At 41.6% G+C, this 21,933-nt stretch carries 21 protein-coding genes; 2 read left to right on the top strand and 19 right to left on the bottom strand.

All coding sequences use genetic code 11. The annotated features are described in order from the left end of the window. From QZ158_RS00105 to QZ158_RS00090, 4 genes are all read right to left on the bottom strand, one after another. Complete coding sequence (locus tag QZ158_RS00105; protein ID WP_293872802.1) at nucleotides 1-1,251, bottom strand: diaminopimelate decarboxylase; 1,251 nt, start codon at nucleotides 1,249-1,251, stop codon at nucleotides 1-3. An 82-nt stretch (nucleotides 1,252-1,333) separates the two neighbouring features. Next, nucleotides 1,334-2,020: a Bax inhibitor-1/YccA family protein gene (locus QZ158_RS00100; protein ID WP_006595780.1), complete on the bottom strand. Its 687-nt coding sequence runs from the start codon at nucleotides 2,018-2,020 to the stop codon at nucleotides 1,334-1,336. 29 nt (nucleotides 2,021-2,049) lie between these two features. Beyond that, the gene (locus QZ158_RS00095) at nucleotides 2,050-2,538 is read right to left on the bottom strand and encodes an HD domain-containing protein (protein ID WP_293872800.1); all 489 of its coding nucleotides are present in this window, start codon (nucleotides 2,536-2,538) and stop codon (nucleotides 2,050-2,052) included. Between the two features lie 30 nt (nucleotides 2,539-2,568). After that, nucleotides 2,569-3,315, bottom strand: a complete 747-nt coding sequence (locus QZ158_RS00090) for an RNA methyltransferase (RefSeq protein ID WP_293872798.1) — start codon at nucleotides 3,313-3,315, stop codon at nucleotides 2,569-2,571. Nucleotides 3,316-3,388: 73 nt separating this feature from the next. On the opposite strand from QZ158_RS00090, the gene QZ158_RS00085 reads away from it, so the two are divergent. Both QZ158_RS00085 and yidC read left to right on the top strand, forming a co-directional pair. Beyond that, complete coding sequence (locus QZ158_RS00085) at nucleotides 3,389-3,667, top strand: acylphosphatase (protein ID WP_293872796.1); 279 nt, start codon at nucleotides 3,389-3,391, stop codon at nucleotides 3,665-3,667. A gap of 78 nt (nucleotides 3,668-3,745) precedes the next feature. After that, entirely contained in the window at nucleotides 3,746-4,684 is a 939-nt protein-coding gene (gene yidC / locus QZ158_RS00080; protein ID WP_048688323.1) for a membrane protein insertase YidC, read from the top strand. A gap of 76 nt (nucleotides 4,685-4,760) precedes the next feature. Here the strand turns inward: yidC and greA are convergent, their stop codons facing one another. The 15 genes from greA to QZ158_RS00005 all read right to left on the bottom strand — a co-directional run bounded on the left by greA (nucleotide 4,761) and on the right by QZ158_RS00005 (nucleotide 21,717). Next, nucleotides 4,761-5,243: a transcription elongation factor GreA gene (gene greA / locus QZ158_RS00075; RefSeq protein ID WP_048688326.1), complete on the bottom strand. Its 483-nt coding sequence runs from the start codon at nucleotides 5,241-5,243 to the stop codon at nucleotides 4,761-4,763. A 60-nt stretch (nucleotides 5,244-5,303) separates the two neighbouring features. Then, complete coding sequence (gene mltG, locus QZ158_RS00070) at nucleotides 5,304-6,902, bottom strand: endolytic transglycosylase MltG (protein ID WP_293872790.1); 1,599 nt, start codon at nucleotides 6,900-6,902, stop codon at nucleotides 5,304-5,306. A gap of 74 nt (nucleotides 6,903-6,976) precedes the next feature. Further along, entirely contained in the window at nucleotides 6,977-7,477 is a 501-nt protein-coding gene (locus tag QZ158_RS00065) for a GNAT family N-acetyltransferase (RefSeq protein WP_293872788.1), read from the bottom strand. A gap of 12 nt (nucleotides 7,478-7,489) precedes the next feature. Next, nucleotides 7,490-7,918, bottom strand: coding sequence for a GNAT family N-acetyltransferase (locus tag QZ158_RS00060; protein WP_293872786.1), 429 nt, complete (start codon nucleotides 7,916-7,918; stop codon nucleotides 7,490-7,492). 9 nt (nucleotides 7,919-7,927) lie between these two features. Beyond that, a complete protein-coding gene (gene murC / locus QZ158_RS00055) occupies nucleotides 7,928-9,262 on the bottom strand; it encodes a UDP-N-acetylmuramate--L-alanine ligase (protein ID WP_293872784.1) in 1,335 nt (444 codons plus the stop codon). A 14-nt stretch (nucleotides 9,263-9,276) separates the two neighbouring features. Further along, entirely contained in the window at nucleotides 9,277-9,945 is a 669-nt protein-coding gene (locus QZ158_RS00050; RefSeq protein WP_293872783.1) for a cystathionine gamma-synthase, read from the bottom strand. 57 nt (nucleotides 9,946-10,002) lie between these two features. Then, nucleotides 10,003-13,098: a DEAD/DEAH box helicase gene (locus tag QZ158_RS00045; protein WP_293872781.1), complete on the bottom strand. Its 3,096-nt coding sequence runs from the start codon at nucleotides 13,096-13,098 to the stop codon at nucleotides 10,003-10,005. Nucleotides 13,099-13,495: 397 nt separating this feature from the next. Continuing rightward, nucleotides 13,496-13,942 carry a hypothetical protein gene (locus tag QZ158_RS00040; RefSeq protein WP_293872779.1) on the bottom strand — a complete coding sequence of 149 codons (447 nt, stop codon included), beginning with the start codon at nucleotides 13,940-13,942 and terminating at the stop codon, nucleotides 13,496-13,498. 6 nt (nucleotides 13,943-13,948) lie between these two features. After that, a complete protein-coding gene (gene der / locus QZ158_RS00035) occupies nucleotides 13,949-15,259 on the bottom strand; it encodes a ribosome biogenesis GTPase Der (RefSeq protein ID WP_006595767.1) in 1,311 nt (436 codons plus the stop codon). A gap of 16 nt (nucleotides 15,260-15,275) precedes the next feature. Further along, entirely contained in the window at nucleotides 15,276-15,992 is a 717-nt protein-coding gene (locus QZ158_RS00030) for an NADPH-dependent oxidoreductase (protein WP_293872772.1), read from the bottom strand. Next, nucleotides 15,989-16,888, bottom strand: a complete 900-nt coding sequence (dnaI, locus tag QZ158_RS00025) for a primosomal protein DnaI (protein WP_293872770.1) — start codon at nucleotides 16,886-16,888, stop codon at nucleotides 15,989-15,991. Before dnaI ends, QZ158_RS00030 begins: the two co-directional genes overlap by 4 nt. Further along, nucleotides 16,889-18,061, bottom strand: coding sequence for a DnaD domain protein (locus QZ158_RS00020; protein WP_293872768.1), 1,173 nt, complete (start codon nucleotides 18,059-18,061; stop codon nucleotides 16,889-16,891). Continuing rightward, on the bottom strand, nucleotides 18,062-18,535 hold the full coding sequence (gene nrdR / locus QZ158_RS00015) for a transcriptional regulator NrdR (RefSeq protein WP_293872766.1): 474 nt from the start codon (nucleotides 18,533-18,535) through the stop codon (nucleotides 18,062-18,064). It abuts the gene before it with no gap. A 113-nt stretch (nucleotides 18,536-18,648) separates the two neighbouring features. Continuing rightward, nucleotides 18,649-19,464 carry an endonuclease/exonuclease/phosphatase family protein gene (locus tag QZ158_RS00010; protein ID WP_293872764.1) on the bottom strand — a complete coding sequence of 272 codons (816 nt, stop codon included), beginning with the start codon at nucleotides 19,462-19,464 and terminating at the stop codon, nucleotides 18,649-18,651. A 63-nt stretch (nucleotides 19,465-19,527) separates the two neighbouring features. Further along, entirely contained in the window at nucleotides 19,528-21,717 is a 2,190-nt protein-coding gene (locus QZ158_RS00005; RefSeq protein WP_293872762.1) for a PTS transporter subunit IIBC, read from the bottom strand. Between the last annotated feature and the right edge of the window lie 216 nt (nucleotides 21,718-21,933).

Here is a 21,933-nt window from a genome sequence, read left to right as displayed (position 1 = left end):
CTATTTTTCAAAGTCAAAGCCATACAATGTTGCAAAGTAATCCTCAGGTTTTTCGGCCCGTCGGATAAGACGAGTTTGGCCCGATTCTTCTAATAAAATCTCGGCAGAGCGGAGCTTGGCATTGTATTGATAGCCCATGGAATAACCATGCGCTCCTGTATCATGGATGACCAAAAGATCCCCAATCTCAGAAACAGGAAATTCCCGATTTTTGGCAAACTTGTCATTATTTTCACACAAACTACCAACAATATCTACTACTTCTGTCTCTCCATCTGGACGATCGAGATTGGTAATATGGTGGTAGGCCCCGTACATAGCGGGACGGAGGAGGTTGACAGCCGAAGCATCTACTCCTAGATAGGTCCGATAAGTCTGTTTCTTATGGGTGACATGGGTGACCAATAGGCCATGTGGTGCTAGCATAAAGCGGCCTAATTCTGTATAGATTTTCACTTGATCCAAGCCTGCTGGAACTAAAATGTCCTCGTAAGCCTGACGAACACCTTCCCCAATCACAGCAATATCATTTGGTTGGTCTTCTGGTTTGTAGTTCACTCCAACCCCACCAGAGAGGTTGACAAAGTCCAAGGTAACCCCTGTCTTTTCAACCACTTCTACTGCCAACTGGAATAATTGCTTAGCCAATTCTGGATAGTAATCATTGGAGACGGTATTCGAAGCTAAGAGGGCATGGATCCCAAATCGTTTGACTCCTAAATCTTTCAACTCCGTAAATGCTTGGATCAATTGCTCCTTGGTCATGCCGAACTTAGCCTCTTCAGGATGGTCCATGATATCCGTTCCCAGTTCAAACACCCCTCCTGGATTATAGCGGCAAGAGATGATCTCCGGTAGTGTCGCAACAGATTGTAGAAAGGCTACATCTTCGTAGGCATCCAAGTTGATAGTCGCTCCTAGCTGACGGGCAAAGACCATCTCTTCAGCCGGTGTATTGTTGGAAGAAAACATGATTTCTTGGCCTGTAAACCCTAATTTTTGTGCCATCAGCAGCTCCACATAGCTAGCACAGTCCACGCCACAGCCTTCTTCTTTGAGGATTTTTAGGATGGCTGGATTAGGGGTCGCTTTGATAGCGAAATACTCCTTAAAGCCTGGATTCCAAGAAAAGGCTTGATGGAGGGCACGAGCTGTCTGCCGGATCCCAGCTTCATCATATAGGTGAAAGGGAGTTGGATAGGTTTCCGTAATTTGTTTTAAATTTTCTCTACTAATAAATGGACGTTTCATGTGAAGATTCTCTTTTCTATCAATTTTATTTAGTATATCACAAGTTTTCCAACAAAAAAAGCCGGTTCCCCGGCTCTTTCTATTAATCGTTGCGTCCAAAAATACGTAAGATATTGATGAACAAGTTGATGAAATCAAGATAGAGTTCCAAAGCCAAAGCAACAACCCATCCATTGGTTGGCTGACCATTGGATTGTTCATAGACATAACGAATCTTTTGGTTATCCCAAGCAGTCAAACCTGCAAAGATGATAACACAAAGAATGCTAAGGACATAATCCATACCAGAGCTTTGTAAGAAGATGTTCGCAATCGAAGCAATGATTATACCAATCAAGGCTCCCATAAATGCTCGTCCCATTCCAGACAAGTCTTTTTTGGTCACACGACCAATAGCTGACATGATGAAGAACATCAAGGCACTAACGACGAAGGCTTTATAAACTGTCGCTTGAGCATAGCGTGCAATGATAAAACTCAAGGTAAAGCCATTCAGAGCTGAATAAGTTAAAAAGAGAGGCAAGGCCATGGGATTGTTTTTCACAGATTGTCTCGAAGCGACCAGGACCAAAATCAATTCAACGGCAATAGCAATATAGTAGACCCATGGAGCCTGAGTTAGAATATATATGAAGGTTTCTTGGAAAAGGGTCATCATCAAAGCTGATACAACAGCTGAGATTCCAACTCCAACTCCAACTAGAGAATAAATTTTGCTATAAAAGCTATTAAGACCACTTTGTTCGTGGATAACGGTTTGTTGATTCATCATCAATCATTCCTTTCAAACTTAAATTATTATGATTTTAACATTTTTCGATGGAAAAGTCTCCTCTTTGACCACTTTTTTCTCATTGGTTCTGAGGCTTCTTTAATCGCCCAGTATTTATCGACCATGGTCACGAGAAAAGATTCCTTGTAGCGAGGTGGAGCAAGCGTCAAGCCCCACATATGTTTGAGGATGATGTCCTCTTCTTTTTTATTGAGGCTTGTTATCTTTTTTGCATTTCGGACAGCTATCCGAGGATATACCCAGGCATGGCTCTTATTGAATTTGACCTGCCGCCAATCGTAGTAAAAAAGATCGTGTAAGAGAGCTCCCCTTGCCGTACTTCTAGTGTCCCAGCCCATCTTCTTAGAAATGCGGTAGCTAGTGTAGCTAACGTGAATGGAATGCTCCAAACGGTTGGAATGAATATGGTGGGGAATTTCCTTTAATTTTTGAAGCTTGGGATGCTGGATCAAATGTCCGACTTCAGCCATATATTCTTTATCTTGTCGATACATGCGTCTCACCTCCTCTATCTGACTAACGCACTATTCTTCAATCATAGAAAAGATCAAAATCCCTGCAGCAACAGCGACATTCAGACTCTCTGCCTGACCTGGCATAGTGATATGAACGAGCTGATCTGCCTTCTCAGCCATCTGATCACTAATACCTTGTCCTTCATTCCCCATGACCAGCACAAAAGCAGGGACTTTCTCCACTTGCTTATAGTCAATAGAATCCTGAGACAAGGTGGTCGCATAGATGGGTAGCTGACTTTCTTCAATGGCTGTTAAGAGTTGCTCTTTAGGCAGACGGATAACAGGAAGATGAAAATGACTCCCCTGCATAGAGCGCAAGGTTTTCATATTATACAAATCTGCTGATTGATCGGTTAGAAGCACCCCGTCAAAGCCTGCTGCGTCAGCAGTCCGAATCATGGTTCCGACATTTCCTGGATCTTGAACATCCTCTAACAATAAATACCGTCCTTGAGCCAGCTGAAGATGCTGGATTGGCTGTATCTTAATTTCTGCCACGATTCCTTGAGGGCTTTTGGAATCAGCAATTTCTGCTAAAACTTCAGGAGTTACGATGGTCACCTTCGTATCTTTCTTGATCTTATCTACAAACTCTTCCAGAACAAATACTTGTTCAATCGGAGCCTGATGATTGATAGCTTCTTCATAAAGATGCCAGCCTTCGATCAGGTAGGAGTCGATTCGGTATTTTTTTTGATGAAGTTTTTTAACTTTTTTGATTCCATTATTGGACTTAGAGGTTATAATATTCATAAGACTATTATACCACATTCACAGGAGGAGCTTCTCCGTCCTGAGTAGGAATTCCATCACAAGGAGGACAAGCATGCAAAAAGTTGAAATGACGGCCCAAGGTCGGGTTCAAGGTGTTGGCTTCCGTTGGGGAGTTTATAGCTTAGCATTAGATATTGGAGGTATTACAGGCCGGGTCTGGAACAATGATGACGGCACAGTCACTATCCTTGCGGCCTGTGAAGACAATGCCCGCATGGCCAAATTTATCCAAGAAATACGAAAAGGTCCTACTCCTTTTTCAAAGGTTGCTTATCTGGACGTCCATCTGGCAAACTTCGAACCCTACAAAGATTTTAAAATTTCAAATTAAGTCCAGAGAACTATTGTTAATTTGATAAAAAAACAGTAGAATAGAAAGGTATTATTTAAAATTAAAGGATTATAACTCGTGAAAAAATATAAACGTTATCTACTTGCTGCTCTCAGCTTGTCTGCTCTCCTCCTCTTAACAGGATGTGTCAGCATTGACAAGACAACCAAACAACCAACCGGTTTCGTCTGGAACCTCATTGGAAAACCGATGGGGGAAGCCATCAATTTCTTTGCGACAGATCTTGGCCTTGGCTTTGGACTGGGGATTATCTTAGTAACCGTAATCGTTCGAATCATCATCTTCCCTCTAGGTATTTATCAATCTTGGAAAGCAACCTACCAGTCTGAGAAGATGAACTACCTCAAACCAATCTTTGCGCCGATCCAAGAACGCATCAAAAATGCGGAGACTCAAGAAGAGAAATTATTGGCCAACTCTGAATTGATGGATGCTCAAAAAGCAAATGGTGTCAGCCCATTCGGCGGCATTGGCTGTTTGCCTTTGTTGATTCAAATGCCTTTCTTCTCTGCCCTTTATTTTGCAGCTCAATACACTCCTGGTATTAGCAAGGACTCTTTTCTTGGTATTGGTCTCGGTTCAAAAAGTCTTGCTTTAACCTTAGTTGTTGCTGTTCTTTACTACATTCAAAGTATGCTCTCTCTCCATGGTATCGAAGATGAAAACCAAAGAGAAACTATGAAGAAAACAGCTCTCGTAAGCCCAATTATGATTGCCGTCTTCTCTTTGATGGCGCCAGCTGGTGTCACTCTCTACTGGGTAGTCGGTGGTTTCGTACAGATTATTCAACAATTTGTCATCAACTACCTCATCCGTCCAAGATTACGGAAACAAGTTGCTGAGGAATATAAAAACAACCCTCCAAAAGCTCCAGCATCCAATGGACGTCGTGTAAAAAAAGATATCACACCTACTAATCCAACCAACGCTAAACGTTCCCTTCCAACTAACGGAAACAAAAAACGAAACGCTGGAAAACAACGCAACCGTAACTAACACTAGCAAAAAGGCCGAGATATCATCTTGGCTTTTCCATTTCTACAAAAAAATGAGAGTGACTCACTCTCATTTTTTATTCTGTTTTTTCAACGTTTAAGATTTTCACTTGGTAGCTTCCTGCTGGAGTTTCAATCGTCACAGTGTCCCCTGTTTTGTTACCAATTAAGGCATGACCGATTGGACTTTCATTTGAGATCTTACCAGCAAAAGCATCCGCTCCAGCTGAACCAACAATAATGTAAACATCTTCTTCGTCTTCGCCAATTTCTTGCACGGTAACTGTTTTTCCGATCGCTACTTCATCAACAGCGACAGCATCGCTGTCGACAATTTCAGCATAACGTATCTTTGTTTCGAGGCTGGAGATTTGCCCTTCAACAAAAGCCTGTTCGTCTTTAGCTGCTTCGTATTCACTGTTTTCTGAAAGGTCTCCGTAAGAACGAGCAATTTTAATCCGCTCTACAACTTCTGGACGACGAACTAATTTCAATTCTTCTAATTCTAGTTCTAACTTTTGCTTTTCAGCTAGGGTCATTGGATAGGTTTTTTCTGCCATATTTCTTTCTCTTTTCTATTATTTTTTCGAACTAAAAAGGTGTGGCATGCCACATCCTCCTTAGTTTGAGCTGCTTTCTGTTAATTTGCTATTCACGTGTTCTTCCACGTTTTTAGTGTGTTCCTCATAAGTTTTTGCAAAATAGACTTCCCCAGTCTCTACATTTGCTACAAAGTAGAGGTAGTCTGTCTTGCTTGGGTTAACGGCTGCTTCAATTGCAGATACCCCTGGACTATCTACTGGACCAGGCATCAAACCAGTATTCTTGTAGATATTATAAGGTGAATCAATATTGGTGTCAATCGTTGCGTCTTCTTTTAGAGTCGTCTTCTTGCCTAATTGACCTTGTGCGTACAAGATGGCAATATTACTTTGAAGAGGCATGTCTTGATTCAAACGGTTATAAAAGACGCTTGCAATATCCTTGCGATCTTTATCGGTAGCACCTTCTTTTTCAATCAAAGAAGCCAGCGTCAATGCCTCATTGACATCAATATTTTTAGCTTCCATGGTATCATAGTAGGCTGAAAGATTTTGGTCCATTGCAGCTAACATCTGGTCTACAAGATCTTCCATTTTACTATCTTTTCCATAGCCATAAGTAGCTGGGAAGAGATATCCCTCCAAGCGGTAGCGTACGCCACTTTCTTTGGACGGCAAGGTTGCTAGTAACTTAGGATATTTGGCTACCATCTTTTCAATAAAGGCATCATCTTGGATGACTTTTAGGAATTTTTCTTGCGTATACGGAGTCTTGGCACCAGATTTGGAGCTCGCATCCACAGAAACCACTTCCGCGATTTGATCAATCGTGTAGCCCTCAGGAATTGTAATTTTTCCTAAGACTGGTGGTTCCGGAGTTTTAGATCCTTGCTCTTGCAATTTTTGAATAATGGTATCGAGATCCATACTTTTTTGAAGATTGAAATAACCGGATTGGAAGTTCCCATAATTCTTGAACTTGGTGTAATAGTTGAAGAACTGGCCATTCTTAATCAAGCCTTTTTTCTCCAAAATAGTCCCAATTTCACGATTGCTAGAACCAGCAGGAATTTCAACGGTTACAAACTCTGTAGCCTTGGCATCCATAGCATTTAAGTTAGATTGAACATAGGTCACTGCAAAAATTCCAGTTGCAACCATTAAGACAAAAAGAATTCCTAGAACCGTCAAGACGATTCGTTTCGCAATGGTGTTCTGCTTTTTCTTTTTCTGAACGCGTTGATCCCGATCCTTGCGCGAAAAACTAGATACAGGTTTTTCTTTTCTCGAAACAGCCACAGGCTGACTTGAGCTTTCTGCTTCTCGAGTTGGCTCTTTGATTGGTAGAGGTGTTTCTTCTTGGTTCTCTTCGGCTACTTCCTGAATTGCAGGAACCTCTGTAACCTCTGGTACTTCTACTTTTTCTACTTTCTCTGGAATCTCTACGGTTTCCTGAACTTCGGACTCTTCTGACACAAGCTCAGAAAGTGCCCCTTCCGTCTCGTCTTCTTTGATTTCTGGAATAGTGATTTCTTGAACAGGTAAGTCATTTTCTTTTTTTACCTGTACAATCTGTTTATTGGCTTCTTCAAGATCACGGAGAATCCGCTCTTTGAAGCTTAATAATTTCTCATTCTCTTGTTGGTTTTCAGTCAAATACTTGACCCCCCTTGTCATAATCCTTAATATTATATCTTAAAAGGGATAGAAAAGCAATAGGAACGAGGCTTGAGGGCCTTAAATCCTATTGATCAGTTACTTGATGGGACCTCCCATACTAAATCGTACCAGACTTCCCCAGCATAGTTAGAGGCCGAGCGTCCTTCGTTTACAAAGCCGTTCCTTTCATAATACTCAATCAAGTAATCATGACAGGTCAAACTAACCCCTTCCCGTCCTTCTTCTAAGGCAAGATTCTTCATGGCTTCAAGTAGTGCTTTCCCAACTCCTAAACCTTGGGCAGACTGAGAAATCGAAAGACTCGTAAGGGTAATATAACCTCCTGGTAGATGGGACTCGTCCTTTACGTCTGCCGTAAAAGAATGGTCATCAACATATCTAGTTTGTGTCACTGGGCCTTCTAGATAGCCAAGAATTTGGCCATCCTTTTCAGCGACTATAAAGCTATTATTAAACGTTTCAATATGTTTTGCAAGCACTGTCTTATCTATTGCTTCTTCTGGACTAAAATTTTCTAGTTCTATGGCAACGATGGCTTTTAAATCATCAATAGTTGCACGACGAATGTTCATTTTTCTTCCTTTCTATAGGGGCAAGTACCACATTAGTTGATACCCCTCAACTCCTTCTTCCTTATCCCCTATCTCTAGTTGGAAATCATTCATTTCAAAATACGGAATCAACTCCTCCTGGCAGGTCACATGGATCTCTAACAAGGATTCTTGAGCTACAAGAGACTTGAGTGTGGCGAGTAGCAAGGTGCCAAACCCTTGTTTTCTAAAGTCTGGAAGAATTTCCAACCACAATAATTTTAAAGAGGGATTCTCGAATTGTTCATCCATCTGAATCAGGCAAGTTCCAATCACTCGCCCTTCAAATTCCAAGACCAGGGTCCTAAACCCATTCAGTTCTTGTAGCTTCTCTCTTTGAAAAGAAAAATTTTGGGACGTGATCTGTTCGATCTCATCCCAATCATTTTCTTTAGCAAACCGAATCCTAACGCTTGGTTGCATGGTATCTCCTTATTGAACGTTATTGGTCAAGTTCCCAAGCAAACGTTCAAATGAATATTCATAGGTCTGGATATCTCCTGCTCCCATGAAGACATAAACAGCATTGTCATAATCCAAGAGTGGAGAAACATTTTCAGCTGTAATCACACCGGATTTCTTGATAATTTTTTCTTCTAGATCTTCGACTTTGACATCCCCATGATCCACTTCGCGAGCTGATCCATAAATCTGTGCCAAGTAGACCGCATCTGCCTGGTTCAAGGCATCCGCAAACTCATCCAAGAGGGCAATCGTCCGAGTAAAGGTATGAGGTTGGAAGACCGCTACGATTTCCTTACTTGGGTATTTTTGACGGGCCGCATCCAAAGTGGCAATAATCTCAGTTGGATGGTGGGCAAAGTCATCAATGATGACGGTATCGTTGACAATCTTTTCTGTAAAGCGACGTTTGACCCCACCAAATGTTTTTAAGTGTTCCCGAACCAAATCAAGATCGAATCCAGCTATATAAAGCAAACCAACGACTGCTGTTGCATTCATGATATTGTGACGTCCAAAGGATGGGATTTGGAATTGTCCCAAATCTTCTCCACGGAAGTGAACACTAAAGATTGATCCCGTAGTAGAACGCAAGAGATCACTGGCTACAAAATCATTGCCTTCTTTTTCAAATCCATAGTAGTAAATCGGAGCCTTGGCTGTGATCCGACGAAGTTCAGGATCTTCACCATAGATGAACAAGGCTTTGGAAATTTGTTTGGCATAATCATTGAAGGCATTAAAGACATCTTCTAAGCCAGTAAAGTAATCAGGATGGTCAAAGTCAATATTGGTGATGATTGAATACTCTGGGTGGTAAGGCATGAAGTGACGTTCGTACTCGTCTGATTCAAAGACAAAGTACTTAGCACCTTTCGAACCACGACCAGTTCCATCCCCAATCAAATAGCTAGTATCTGTGATATTAGACAGAACGTGAGACAAAATCCCTGTAGTAGAGGTTTTCCCGTGAGCTCCTGCTACTCCCATGCTGACAAAATCACGCATAAATTCACCCAAGAATTCATGGTAGCGTTGATAGGTATAGCCTTGAGCATCTGCATAAGCAATCTCTACGTTGTTCTCAGGTTTAAAGGCATTTCCAGCGATCAAGATTTGATCTCCAGTAAGATTTTCTTCGCTGAATGGTAGGATGGTAATCCCTGCTTGTTCTAGACCTCTTTGAGTAAAGTAATATTTCTCTACATCAGATCCTTGTACAGTGTGTCCCATCTGATGGAGCATGAGAGCCAAGGCACTCATACCAGCTCCTTTTATTCCGATAAAATGAAATGTTTTTGACATAGTTTCTCCTCTCGCTAGTCCAGATTGGTCACATTGAGTTCTTGTTTAATGAGTCTCGTTGGAATGTTTTGTTGATCCTTGTTATAGATTTGACTCTTTTTCAAGAAATCAAAATTATTTTTTTGGGGTTTCTCTTCTTGGTGGGATTCTTGAACTGGATGTTCCTCAGCACCTTCTAAAAGTATCAATTGCTCTTGTTTCAGTCGCTCACCATATTTGATCAATTCACCTGGATTTTCTTTTTGAAAAGGAGCTGTCGGCTTCCCTTTTGGCATGAAAGAAGGGGTGAATTTTTTACGATTGGGTTTAGATGCAATATCTGCTGTTAAATACGGAGCCGTCCGCTTCTTTTTCAAATCGGCACGCGCTGCTTCCCGAGCTTCCTCTGCGTAGCGATTCGCCGGGCTCTTTTTATCAACAGGCTCCTTGAAATCAGGAGTCATTGGCTGCCTTCTTGACTTAGGCACTTCAAATGGTTTTTGAAGGGATTTTTGTAGATTTTTTTGATAAGGTTGCTCTGCTACCTTTCTAGTAGCAATCGGCTCCCATTCTAAATAGTTTTTATCTGTATACTCCCCAAGAATATTACTAATGAAGTCCCCATCATCATATAAATTCATATGGGGCATTTGAGTTAGCATCAATTCATCATCTGCTACTTGAGGGAAATGCTTATCCGTCATCCTATTTCTTCCTTTCGACACTTCATTAATTATAAACTATTCATTTTATTTTTCAAGTTATTCTACCGAAATACCCAAAATTTCCCGAATTTCTTCAATAGAAAGACTGGAGCGCGTTTCGGTACCATCTAATATGGTAGAAACTAAATGACGTTTACTGGTCTGGAGCTCTTGAATTTTTTCTTCGATGGTCCCACGAGTAATCATTCGGTAAACCTCAACATTCTTATCTTGTCCCATTCGATGGGCACGACCAATGGCTTGATCTTCTACCGCAGGGTTCCACCATAGGTCAACTAAAATAACCGTGTCAGCACCTGTCAAATTCAAGCCAACTCCACCTGCTTTCAAGGAAATGAGAAAGGCATCCCCTTGACCGGAGTTAAATGCGTTAGTCATATCTTGGCGCTCATTAGCTGGCGTAGATCCTGTGATTTTAAACGAAGTCATCTTCAGAGCATCCAACTCTTTTTCAATGATATCCAACATGCCCCTAAATTGTGAGAAGATCAACACTCGTTGGTTTCCATCTTTGATCTGCTCTAGCAATTCTCGAAGGCTATCCAGCTTCCCACTTTCTCCAGTATAGTCCTCTAAAAAGAGGGATGGAGTATCACAAATCTGACGAAGACGCATCAAACCAGATAAGATTTCCATCTTACTGCGATTGAGTTCCTCTTCAGAAGAGCTTAGAATGCGGTCTTGCATTTGCTTCAACTGGGCTAAATAGATCGTTTTTTGATCGTCAGCCAATTCATTCTTATAGGTCATCTCAATCAAATCTGGAAGCTCCTGCAAGACTTCACTTTTTTTCCGTCTCATGATAAAGGGCTTGACGTATTGAGAAATAGTCGCTGGACTCAATTGTTTAAATTCTTTTTTACCCGGAAACAAACCAGGAAGAACAATTTGGAAAATCGACCAGAGTTCCTCTACATGGTTTTCTATTGGCGTTCCCGACAAAGCAAAGGTATGAGGAACATCGAATTTCCGTAAGTATTGAGCAATCTTGGTTTGGGAATTTTTCATGACCTGGGCTTCATCCAAGATTAAATATTGGTACTGATTTTTTTCGTATTGCTCTACGTCCTGGCGGAAGGAAGCGTAACTGGTAATTGCTACCTGAGGGTTGCTTGCAATCACCTCGTCTCGACTTGCTTTGAGGCCATAGATGACCTCCACTTCCATTTGTGGAGCAAACTTTTCGAATTCCTCTTTCCAATTATAGATTAGACTAGATGGGGCTAAAATCAAAATCTTAGAATCCGCCGTCGCAACACTTGAGAGAAAGGCAATGGTCTGGAGGGTCTTTCCAAGCCCCATATCATCTGCCAAAATCCCCCCAAAACCATAGTGATTGAGCATGGATAGCCAGCGGACTCCGACTTCCTGATAATCTCGAAGTTTAGCAGTTACTTGTAGCTTACCTAATGGAAATTGCTCTGGATGAATCAAATCATGAGCCAAGTGACGAAACTCTTCAGAAAATTGGACATTGTCAGCTGACTCAAATAACTGGGAGAGCTGGAATGCTGCAATGCGATTGGTTTGTAACTGACCTGTTTTTGTCTTCTTTGCACGAAGATTCAATAAGGTCTGACTGATCCGCTTGGTTTCTTCATCAAAGATTAGAACCTTTCCTGATTGACTGATATAATAGTCATTCTTCTCAACCAAGGCACTCATAACTTGCTCAATCTCAGAGGGATCAATGGAGTCAAATTCAAAACCAATCTCAAGGAGGCGACCACTGGTTTGAATAGCAATCGTCGGCTTTTCAACCTGATACAAGTCTAACAACTTGTCCGAAACTTCGACCTCTCCCAGTTCTTCAAACAAGGGAAGGGTCCGCTGAAAGAAGGGATAGATCTGCTTGGGAAGGAGGGGAGCTCGTTTGGATTGAAATTGATTGGTAAAGCCAGCTGTCAAGATGGTTTCAAAAACCAAACGTTCCTTATCAAAATTACTGGAATAAGGCAGATCCTTAAGTTCTTTCTCAGATCGAACGATGCGGTCCTCGTAGACAAAAACTAGATCCAGTAGCACTTCTCCTTGCTCCGATAAATCAAAAGCAAAGTGAGGTTGAAAATCGTGAATATAGAAATTACTTGGTGCTTTCACCTCACCAATTTTCCTGAATTGCTCTAAGCTATAGGTTAATTTGGTCTGATCAGACAAATCAAATTGAACATGTCTTTTCTGATCACTGGAAAGGGGTAAACTCTGCACAGCCTCAATCAAAATCTTTTGAAGCGGTGATATTTGGTAAAAATGACCATTCGCCAAAAGAAAGCGACCTTCCACCATTTTATAAGAAGCCACTTGGACCTGTAGTTCGATAAACTCCTTCATTTCCACTACTTGGAAAGAAAACAAGCCGGAATCTTCCTGGAGTTCTTGAAAGAATACTTCCTGATAGGTATCCAGTCCAACTTCAAGGGTAAAGGACGGTAGGTCCATCAATAATTGCACAGCTTCTTCAAAGAAGCTCATTGGAAAGTAAAGATGACGTCCACCATTTGGAAAGAAGAGGGCATCATGCACCGTATCTCCCGATAACAAGCCTTCTAAGAATCGAATCAAGGCACGACTCTCAGGGTCAAAGGCTGCATAGGAAATCGGCTCGTAATAACTTTTTCCAATCGCAAAATGGGACTGTTTTCTGATAGCTTGCAAGAAAGCTACAACATCCCGCACCACATAAGATCTCTCATCCGGTCTACGATAGATACGTAGGGTCCACAAAAACTGACCGGAAAAGTCGTCTATATGACCGGTTGCTGAGAGACCAAATCGGACTTCTTTGCTTTCAATTTTTGGTAGGACTTGATCTAAAAACAAACTTCCAAAAGATACTTTTTCCTTTGTTTCTTGACTTTCTGTTGCATCTTGCTCCAAACCAAGCAAGAGTTCCTTCCCTTCTTCATCATTTTTTAAAAAGGCTTCTCCTGCGGCTAAATGCACACAGAATTTTTTCTTCTGGAAAAACTCACAACTACAAAAAATTGCTTGATCATCTAGACTATAGCGGAGGGACTCATTTTCAATTCTAAAATAGAGGTACTGATTCTTCATTTCCTGTAGGGTTACTTTTCCGTTTTCATAAAGAAGAATTCCTTCTGAACGGATTTTCCCAGGAATTAATTTTGCCATATTTACCACCTTATGTTTATCTCTTTATTATATCATATCCCTTCTAAAATAGAAAAAAAGACAAAGAATTGTAAAGAATTCAATGCCTGATTTTACTATCACCTACTCTACTTTTTTTCCATTCAAATTAAAGAAGAAGTATTCTTAGAAACTTCCCGTAGGTGAGTACGGACGTCAGCGAACTTCTATGAAGTTCCATGACTTAGTTTTGGACCTAAGGTTCCAAAACTCCCGAGTGCTAGAAACAATCTTGTTTCTAGCACTTTACTCACGGTGGAAAGTTTCAGATCTACTTGAATGACTCCAAAAATAAAAGTCATTATTTGAATTATAGCTAGCTATTTTATGTTAAAAATGGTTTGTTTAGATTCTAAAAGGAACACCAGGTGTGTTCCTTTTATTTTACTCTCTTATAACCTTCTTTTTTGAGGTTCTTGATATGATCGGAATAATCGGCCAGTTCTCCAATCGTTTTTTTCTCACCATTGGCTTTATTTAAGGCTTCAACATCTAAGTCTTGGTAGATGATCTTGCTATGAATCATCAACCCGTTCTCTTTCGTACGAGTCACATCTGTTGTATAGCCTGAAATTCCTTTTTTAGGATCAACAATTTCTTTTTTAATATATTCGAATTCAGAATCATCTTCAATATTTAAATTAAAATTATCAGCCCAAAACTCTTCAGAGATCATTTGATTGGATCTATGTCGAATCGTCACTCGAACAAGACTATCTGTATAGTTTTTCTCGTAGGTCTCTTCTCTTTCAACGCTACAAGCTGTTAGTCCCAGAAATACAAAGAATGAGACAAGCAGCATGAGTCCTTGTTTCAAAATTTTCATAAACACCTACTTCCGTTTCCGAGCAATCAAATGGATTGGGGTTCCTTCAAAGACAAAGGCTTTCCGAATTTGATTTTCTAAGAAACGAAGATAAGAGAAGTGCATGAGCTCTTCTTCATTGACAAAGACTACAAAGGTTGGTGGCTTGGTAGCAACCTGAGTCGCATAGAAGATTTTCAGACGTTTTCCTTTATCTGTCGGCGTCGGATTAATGGCGATGGCATCCATAATAACATCGTTTAAGACAGCTGAAGGAATCCGTGTATTTTGGCTTTCACTGATCTGCTTGATCATATCTGGTAACTTGTGCAAGCGTTGTTTGGTCAAAGCAGAGACAAAGATAATAGGTGCATAAGATAAGTATTGGAATTGATCTCGAATATCATCTTCCCATTGCTTCATGGTGTGGTTATCCTTTTCAAGGGTATCCCACTTATTGACCACGATGATCATCCCTTTCCCAGCTTCATGGGCAAATCCGGCAATCCGCTTATCGTACTCGCGGATTCCTTCTTCTGCGTTCAAGACCATCAAGACCACATCCGAGCGATCGATAGCCCGCATAGCCCTCATCACAGAATATTTCTCTGTATTTTCATATACTTTACCAGATTTTCGCATTCCGGCTGTATCAATCATGGTGTACTCTTGGCCTTCTGCATCGGTGAAATGGGTGTCAATCGCATCCCGCGTAGTCCCTGCTACAGGACTGGCAATGACGCGGTCTTCCCCAAGGATGGCATTGATCAGACTAGATTTTCCGACATTTGGGCGGCCAATCAAGCTGAACTTAATGACATCTGGATTTTCTGGCTCCCGATCCGTCGGAAGGTTTTCAACAATAGCATCCAAGACATCCCCTGTACCAATCCCGTGCACAGATGACACTGGCAAGGGTTCTCCCAAGCCAAGAGCATAGAAATCATAGATGTCAGTTCGCATCTCTGGATTATCGACTTTATTGACTGCTAAAATGACTGGTTTATGGGTCTTGTAGAGCATCCGAGCCACATACTCATCTGCATCGGTAATCCCTTCTTTTCCAGATACGACAAAGACAATGACGTCTGCTTCATCCATGGCAATCTCCGCTTGGTGCTTGATTTGCTCCATGAAAGGTGCGTCCACGTCATCAATCCCGCCAGTATCAATAATACTAAATTGGTGGTTGAGCCACTCAGCCGTTGCATAAATACGGTCCCGAGTAACCCCTTCGACATCCTCGACAATGGAAATCCGCTCACCGGCAATCCGGTTAAAGAGCGTTGACTTCCCGACATTTGGACGTCCTACAATGGCAACAGTAGGTAAAGCCATGGTGTCCTCTTTTCTCTTATTTTTCTAGTTGGTGTTTCTTTAATAATTCTGCCGTAGCAGCTGGTTCTTCCTGTCCAAATTGGGCAGCCAAGCGTTGGCTCCAAGTATCCGTTGCCCGTGCTCCAGCATAGGTAGTCTGTACTCGATCAAAGACTTCAATCACTTCAGGAGTCTGCTCCTGGTAACTTTCTTCGAAGACAACAGCTTCCAAAGGAAGGCGGGGCTTCATAGGATGGTTCTGATTCGGCACTCCTAAAGCCATCCCAAAGACAGGATAGGTGTAGTCTGGTAAGTTAAATAGTTTCGCCACTTCAGCTGCTTCATACCGAACCAAACCAATAATGACTCCTCCGTAGCCTAGACTTTCAGCAGCCAGCAAGGTATTCTGACCTGCCAAGGCCGCATCTACAGAAGTAATCAATAAATTATCTGGTCCTTCTGGATGGAATTGATCCGTATGCATCCGAACCCCTTTTTCAGCTCGGTTGAGGTCTCCTACAAACAGTAAGAAAACAGAGCATTGACGAATCGCCTCCTGAGGGACCAATTGATAGAGAGCATCTTTCTTTTCCTGGCTTCTCACTAAGATAATGGAATAAGACTGGAAGTTCTTCCAAGAGGAAGCCATCTGTCCTGCTGTTAGAATCGCTTGAAGGTCTTCCTCTTTGATGTCCTCCTCCTTAAAGCGACGGACAGAGGAATGAGATTTCATCAAATCAATAACGGTATTCATCGGCGATTTTCTCCTTCTAGGCGCACTTCTTTAGCCAGGAACTTAATTCGCTCCATAACACGTTTGGCTTGCCAAGTCTCATCTCCATTCCGAGATGTAGCAAAATGACGTTCCAAATCTTCAAAATTGAAATTCGAAGTAAAGAAGGTTGGAAGAATCTCCTGCATCCGATGTTGCAAAATCACTTGCAAGACTTCATCCCGGACCCAAGGCGACATCTGCTCTGCCCCAATATCATCAAGAATCAAAATTTCAGCCTTCTTGACCTGATCCAACATCTCTTTAACCTGGCCTGTATTAATGGCATTTTTGACATCGATGACAAAGCTTGGGAAATGTAGAATGGTGGAGGAAGCCTGACGTTTTTCAGATAAGTCATGAGCAAGAGCTGCCATCATATAGCTTTTCCCAACTCCGAAATCTCCGTATAGAAAAATTCCTTTCCGGGCTTGAGGATAGGAAGCAACAAAATTGGCTAACTCTTCAAAGGCTCCAAAACGTCCCCGATCATCCAAGTCGACTTTCGCTAAGGAAGCTTCCTTCAAGGTGCTTGGCAAGTTGATCAGTTGCAAGCGTTTATTGATAGCAGCTTGTTTTTGTGCCTCGATCAACTCAGGTGTCTCTTCATAGGAAACATCCGCATAGCCCTCATTCATGACCAATACAGGCTTATACCCTCTTGCAATATAATCTTCATCCCCGAGGACAAAACGATTCCGTTCACTGATGTATTGGTTAAATTTGGAAATGCTACGACGGATTTCTGCTTCCGACAAGGCTTCCTTTTGAATAAAGTTTGCAATCTCAGGTTCGGCGAGAATTTGAGCTACCAATTCTTCATAATTGAACTGCTGTGATCGATTCATCTGGGACATGGTTTTCCCTACGCTCTCCATTTACTCCCCTCCTTGATTTAATTTCTCGAGCAAGGCCCGTTTTTGTTGTTCCAGATCAGCCTGTTCTTCCTGGCTGGTCTGATTGGTATAGTTAGGCTGACTCCACTTAGGAACATTGGTTTTTCCAGTCGCTTGTCCATTCTTAGTCGCTTTCTCTTTTGCTTTTTGTGCATGGGAGTCTTGGCGCTGGCGGATCTTCAGGACAGCCTCTTCAGCCGTTTTAATTCCCTCATACGCAAAATCATTCCCAACTTTCAAGGCATATTTTTCATTAAGATTGGCAGAAGCAACCCTATTAAAGGTCAACAACAAGATCACGTTTATGACTTCATCTAATAGGCCTAACTGGGCCAAATCAGAAATCGCTTGACGCTCAGATTGGGTCACGACAGCCTTACGTGCTTTTTTAATTCCTGCTAAAAATTGACGACTGGTCTTATTTTTTGCTTCCCGGATAATGGCTCTTTCCTGCGGAGTGAACTCATCCTTACCTTTTTCCTGTGGTTGTTGGGTTAATTTCTGTCTCATCCGCTTGGTCGAAATGAGCCTATTAGCCGCTGTCTCCTTGGCCAAGAGATAGGTCTCATACCAAGTCCAATTCTTCTCTTCTGTGATAGCATAGAGAAGCAAGATGTCTTCTTGTTCGTTCTCAAAACGGAGACCATCTCGCGCCATTAATTGTTTAAAGTGCTCCAAACTGAAGGAAGATGTTTTCCTCTGAGGGGTCGAAACACTATCAATCCCAAAGACAGAGGCAAAGTTTACCTTCCGTTTCTCGCCCTCAGGTTTTTCAGGAAGCAAGTCACGAACTGCCACTTCTCCTATTTTTTTCTCCAGCAATTTCTGATAAGCAACATTGGCAAAAAATTGATCTGCTTCTAGCGGAGGCACAAATCGGAACTGAAGTCCTTCTTCTGTTTCATAAACTTCTAATAAATTCATGGCAATCAAGCGGTCTAGACTTTCGAGAAAATGAGCAAAACCTAGATCCAGATGATTTAAAATGACAGCAATCAGCCGTTTTTCTTTCCCCTGATCATAGAGACTCAGCAGAAAAGTATATAATTGACTTGCTTGAACACCTAATATTGGTCCATACAGATGCGTAAAGGAGGCTCCTGTAGGCGCCAAATAATTATTCTGCAAGAAAGAAAATGAAGTATTGGGCTTCATCTATTTTTCCTTTTTCTTCTTCGTTCCTTTGGTAATCTGTTTTAAGAGACTTTCCAATTCACCAACATCCTTGAAACTACGATAAACACTCGCAAAGCGGACATAGGTAATTTCGTCCAACTCTGCTAACTCGTCCATGACCAGTGATCCGATGTAGTCACTCTGGATCTCATTTTCACTCTGGCTTCGAATCTTTTGTTCGATGCGCACCACAATTTCCTCAATTTCGTCACTCGATACGGGACGTTTCTGAGCTGATCGAATAATCCCATTAAATATTTTATCTCTAGAAAACTGTTCCCGGGTGCCATCTTTTTTCACCACAACAAGAGTCCGCTCTTCTACTCGTTCATAAGTGGTGAAGCGATGATGACATTCATCACATTCTCTTCTTCTACGAATCGTTTTCCCATCTTCTGCCTGGCGACTATCTACAACACTAGACTTGTTTCCGCCACATTTTGGACACCGCATGGACACCCTCCTTATCGTTTCTTAATACTTTATTCTATCATATTTAGGGCTAAAGTGAAAGCAAGCGAAACAAAGAAAATCCCTAGCCTCCTAAAGGCATAGGGATTTGAATCTTATGGTAAATGCAAGTCAGCTGACAAACCATAATGGTCGCTGACGAGAGGTTGGTTGGAACCATCAAACACAACTTCTAGTCGTTCGATAACCCATTCTTTTGAAGTGAAAACATAATCAATCCGCAAAGGTACCTGATTATCATCCCATCCATCAATTCCAGGACCTACTGTGTAAGTCCCCTTGGTCTGACGGGCTTCAATAAAGCTATCTTGAAGAGCTAGCGGACTCGCTAAAATGGCCTCATAGCCTTCTTGCCCAGCAGGATTATTAAAGTCTCCAGCTAAAATCAAGGGATTTTGCAATTGGCTAAAGCGCTCTTCTAAACGTGCCCACTCTTGTTGGAAACCTTTGTCCCACCAAGAAAGGTGGACACTGGCAACCGCAATTTCTTTCCCATCAACTTGGGTTTCTGCAATGGCAATCCGTCGTGTATGATAATCTGTTGGATCATTCACATCTGAAACCAAGAGTTCGCTTGCCTGGATTGGGGTACGTGATAGAACTGCTACACCTTCATGATAACGGTCATAACCGATATGGTTGTAAGCCCAGGTCCAGTGGTAGCTCAATCCTTCTTCTTCTAATTTTTCAACTAAACAACGAACATAGTGATCCTGATGGATCGGCTCCGCAGAAGGAGTTGGATGATATAAGTTATTAACTGGAACAACTGGACTTTCGATGGCCTGATTGATTTCTTGGAAACAAATCAGATCGTATTGCTTTTCAATAATGTCTGTTACTAAGTCCTCGAATTTTTGTTGGGGATTTTCTTCCATCCAACTATGAGTGTTTAAAGTTAAAAATTTCATGATCCTACTCTCCTAATAGAGAATTCCTTGTATCCAATGGATACAAGGAATGACTCTCATAGATTATAATTCAACTTTAGCAACCACAGCATCTGCTGGAAGTTGACCAGTTTGTGTAAGAGTGACAGATTGAATAGCTGCAGCATTTGTGAAGACTACAACTGTTGTAGTTGCACGTCCAGCTTCACGAATAGCATCCAAATCTGCTTCTACCAATAAATCTCCCGCTGCCACTGTTTGTCCTTCTTCTACCTTCACTGTGAAAGGTTTGCCTTCCAAACTTACAGTATCAAGACCGATATGAACGAGAACTTCAAGACCTGATTCTGTTACCAAACCAAGGGCATGTTTGGTAGGGAAGACGCTTGTCACCTTACCAGCTACTGGTGAAACAATCTGACCATTTGCTGGTTCAACTGCAAATCCGTCACCCATCATTTTTTGTGAGAAGACTGGATCTTGAACTTTTTCTAATTCAATGACTTGTCCTTCAGCAACTGAGTGAACTTCTTCTGTCACCCCTTTAAAGGCAACTTCCGCTTGTTGAGTCGCTGTCTGCTGACTTGGAAGAGTTTCAGGAATCACTTCACCTGAATCTAACAAATCTTGGATATCTGATTTCAATACGTCAGCTTTTGGACCGTAAATCGCTTGGACCCCTTGTCCTTTCATGACAAGTCCCATAGCTCCTTCAGCTTTCCATTGTTCTTCTGTTCCAACTTTAGTTTCGTCCTTAACAGTCACACGAAGACGAGTCATACATGCATCCACATCGACGATGTTGGCACGTCCACCAAGAAGGTTAATGATGTTAACTGCTTGAGAAGCTGCAGCTACTTTACCTGAACCTGAAGTTTCAGACTCATCTGATCCACCTTCAGCTTGTTCGTAGTTTCCGTTACGTCCAGGAGTTGCGTAGTTAAATTTCTGGATCATGAAGTTTGCAATGAAGTACATGATCACTGCAAAGAGAACAGTTACCCAGATAAAGTTAATGATATCCATACCAATACCGGCTTTAATGGTCATTGGTGTACGAGTCAAGAACTCAATAGATCCAAATGAATGGACACGGAGATTGACGACATCTGCCATCGCGAAGGCTGCACCTTGTACCACTGCATAAACGAGGTAAAGAGGCATAGCTACGAACATAAACATGTACTCGATTGGTTCTGTAACCCCTGTGAGGAAGGTTGCAAGAGCAGTCGCAATCATCATCCCTTTGTATTTGTGTTTCTTATCAGGGTCTACATTACGGTAAATGGCAAGGGCAACCCCCATCAAGATACCGAATGAACCGATCATTTGTCCCACTTTGAAACGAGCAGGTGTAAAGGTATCCAATAATTGTTGGTATGTAGCAGGGTCAGAAACTTTTGTATTTCCTAAGTCTGTGATCCAAGCCAACCAAAGTGGATCTTGACCAAATACATTTTTACCTTGATCAATACCAGTTAGAATATGATAAGTACCACCCAATTGCGTATAGTTGATTGGAATGGTCAACATGTGGTGAAGACCGAATGGAAGCAAGAGACGTTCCAAAGTACCAAAGGCAAATGGTGCTAAGATTGGAGCAGTCTCTTTTGAGTTAGCAATCCAAATACCAAAATTGTTAATTCCTGTTTGGACTACTGGCCATAAGAATGACAAGACAAGAGCCACAATTACAGAACGAAGGATAACGACAAAAGGAACAAACCGTTTCCCGTTAAAGAATGATAGGGCATCTGGTAACTTGCGGTAGTTGTAGTATTTATTAAAGGCTGTTGCCCCTACAAAACCAGCAATAATCCCAACGAAAACACCCATATTCAAGGCAGGTGATTCTAAAACACTCGTAAAGTAATCAGCAACCTTGATAGATCCACCAAGAAGAGTATGAACTTGTGCTTTTGGATCTTTCAGCATATCTCCTGTTACACCGAACATCACACCAGTGATACGGTTGATCAGGATAAAGGATAGACCTGCCGCAAAGGCACCACCTGCACGTTCTTTTGCCCAGCTACCACCGATAGCCAATGCAAAAAGAATGTGAAGGTTAACGATAACCCCCCAACCGATTTGTTCAAGAACACCACCGGTAGTTACCAAGAAACCAAGTTCTGGGTTAATCATTGCAATCGTTTTACCAAGACTGATCATCAGACCCGCCGCCGGCATAACTGCAACGACCACCATCAACGCTTTACCGAATTTTTGCCAAAATTCAAAGCTAAATAGACTTTTGAATGATTGTTTATTCATCATTCGACCTCCTTATAAATTTGAAATGCCCGTCATATAAGAAAACGTTTGCATATCTCACCTACTATTATACCACTTTTTTTCTTTTTGTAAAGCCCTTACATCTGCATTTTTAATTCACAAACTTTATACATAAAGGCCTTGGAAAGCCTATTATTTAAGAAAACGTTTGCTTCTTTCACAATTTTTTTAAAAAAATTTTTTAAAAATTTTCTT

Source organism: Streptococcus sp. A12 (genome assembly GCF_905372335.1).
In the GTDB taxonomy this organism is placed as follows: Bacteria; Bacillota; Bacilli; order Lactobacillales; family Streptococcaceae; genus Streptococcus.
Note: the sequence above shows the minus strand (reverse complement) of the source record. Positions and strands in the feature narration are given on the sequence as shown.

Bases quoted from the DNA above. Each gene is read 5' to 3' on its own strand.
- murC (WP_293872784.1), bottom strand. From the start codon at position 9,262: ATGTCAAAAACATTTCATTTTATCGGAATAAAAGGAGCTGGTATGAGT.
- QZ158_RS00030 (WP_293872772.1), bottom strand. From the start codon at position 15,992: ATGAATACCGTTATTGATTTGATGAAATCTCATTCCTCTGTCCGTCGC.
- QZ158_RS00010 (WP_293872764.1), bottom strand. From the start codon at position 19,464: ATGAAATTTTTAACTTTAAACACTCATAGTTGGATGGAAGAAAATCCC.
- QZ158_RS00090 (WP_293872798.1), bottom strand. From the start codon at position 3,315: ATGAATATTATAACCTCTAAGTCCAATAATGGAATCAAAAAAGTTAAA.
- greA (WP_048688326.1), bottom strand. From the start codon at position 5,243: ATGGCAGAAAAAACCTATCCAATGACCCTAGCTGAAAAGCAAAAGTTA.
- QZ158_RS00085 (WP_293872796.1), top strand. From the start codon at position 3,389: ATGCAAAAAGTTGAAATGACGGCCCAAGGTCGGGTTCAAGGTGTTGGC.
- QZ158_RS00060 (WP_293872786.1), bottom strand. From the start codon at position 7,918: ATGCAACCAAGCGTTAGGATTCGGTTTGCTAAAGAAAATGATTGGGAT.
- mltG (WP_293872790.1), bottom strand. From the start codon at position 6,902: ATGACAAGGGGGGTCAAGTATTTGACTGAAAACCAACAAGAGAATGAG.
- QZ158_RS00095 (WP_293872800.1), bottom strand. From the start codon at position 2,538: ATGTATCGACAAGATAAAGAATATATGGCTGAAGTCGGACATTTGATC.
- QZ158_RS00040 (WP_293872779.1), bottom strand. From the start codon at position 13,942: ATGAAAATTTTGAAACAAGGACTCATGCTGCTTGTCTCATTCTTTGTA.
- QZ158_RS00050 (WP_293872783.1), bottom strand. From the start codon at position 9,945: ATGACGGATAAGCATTTCCCTCAAGTAGCAGATGATGAATTGATGCTA.
- dnaI (WP_293872770.1), bottom strand. From the start codon at position 16,888: ATGGAGAGCGTAGGGAAAACCATGTCCCAGATGAATCGATCACAGCAG.
- QZ158_RS00020 (WP_293872768.1), bottom strand. From the start codon at position 18,061: ATGAAGCCCAATACTTCATTTTCTTTCTTGCAGAATAATTATTTGGCG.
- QZ158_RS00105 (WP_293872802.1), bottom strand. From the start codon at position 1,251: ATGAAACGTCCATTTATTAGTAGAGAAAATTTAAAACAAATTACGGAA.
- QZ158_RS00005 (WP_293872762.1), bottom strand. From the start codon at position 21,717: ATGAATAAACAATCATTCAAAAGTCTATTTAGCTTTGAATTTTGGCAA.
- nrdR (WP_293872766.1), bottom strand. From the start codon at position 18,535: ATGCGGTGTCCAAAATGTGGCGGAAACAAGTCTAGTGTTGTAGATAGT.
- QZ158_RS00100 (WP_006595780.1), bottom strand. From the start codon at position 2,020: ATGAATCAACAAACCGTTATCCACGAACAAAGTGGTCTTAATAGCTTT.
- der (WP_006595767.1), bottom strand. From the start codon at position 15,259: ATGGCTTTACCTACTGTTGCCATTGTAGGACGTCCAAATGTCGGGAAG.
- QZ158_RS00045 (WP_293872781.1), bottom strand. From the start codon at position 13,098: ATGGCAAAATTAATTCCTGGGAAAATCCGTTCAGAAGGAATTCTTCTT.
- QZ158_RS00065 (WP_293872788.1), bottom strand. From the start codon at position 7,477: ATGAACATTCGTCGTGCAACTATTGATGATTTAAAAGCCATCGTTGCC.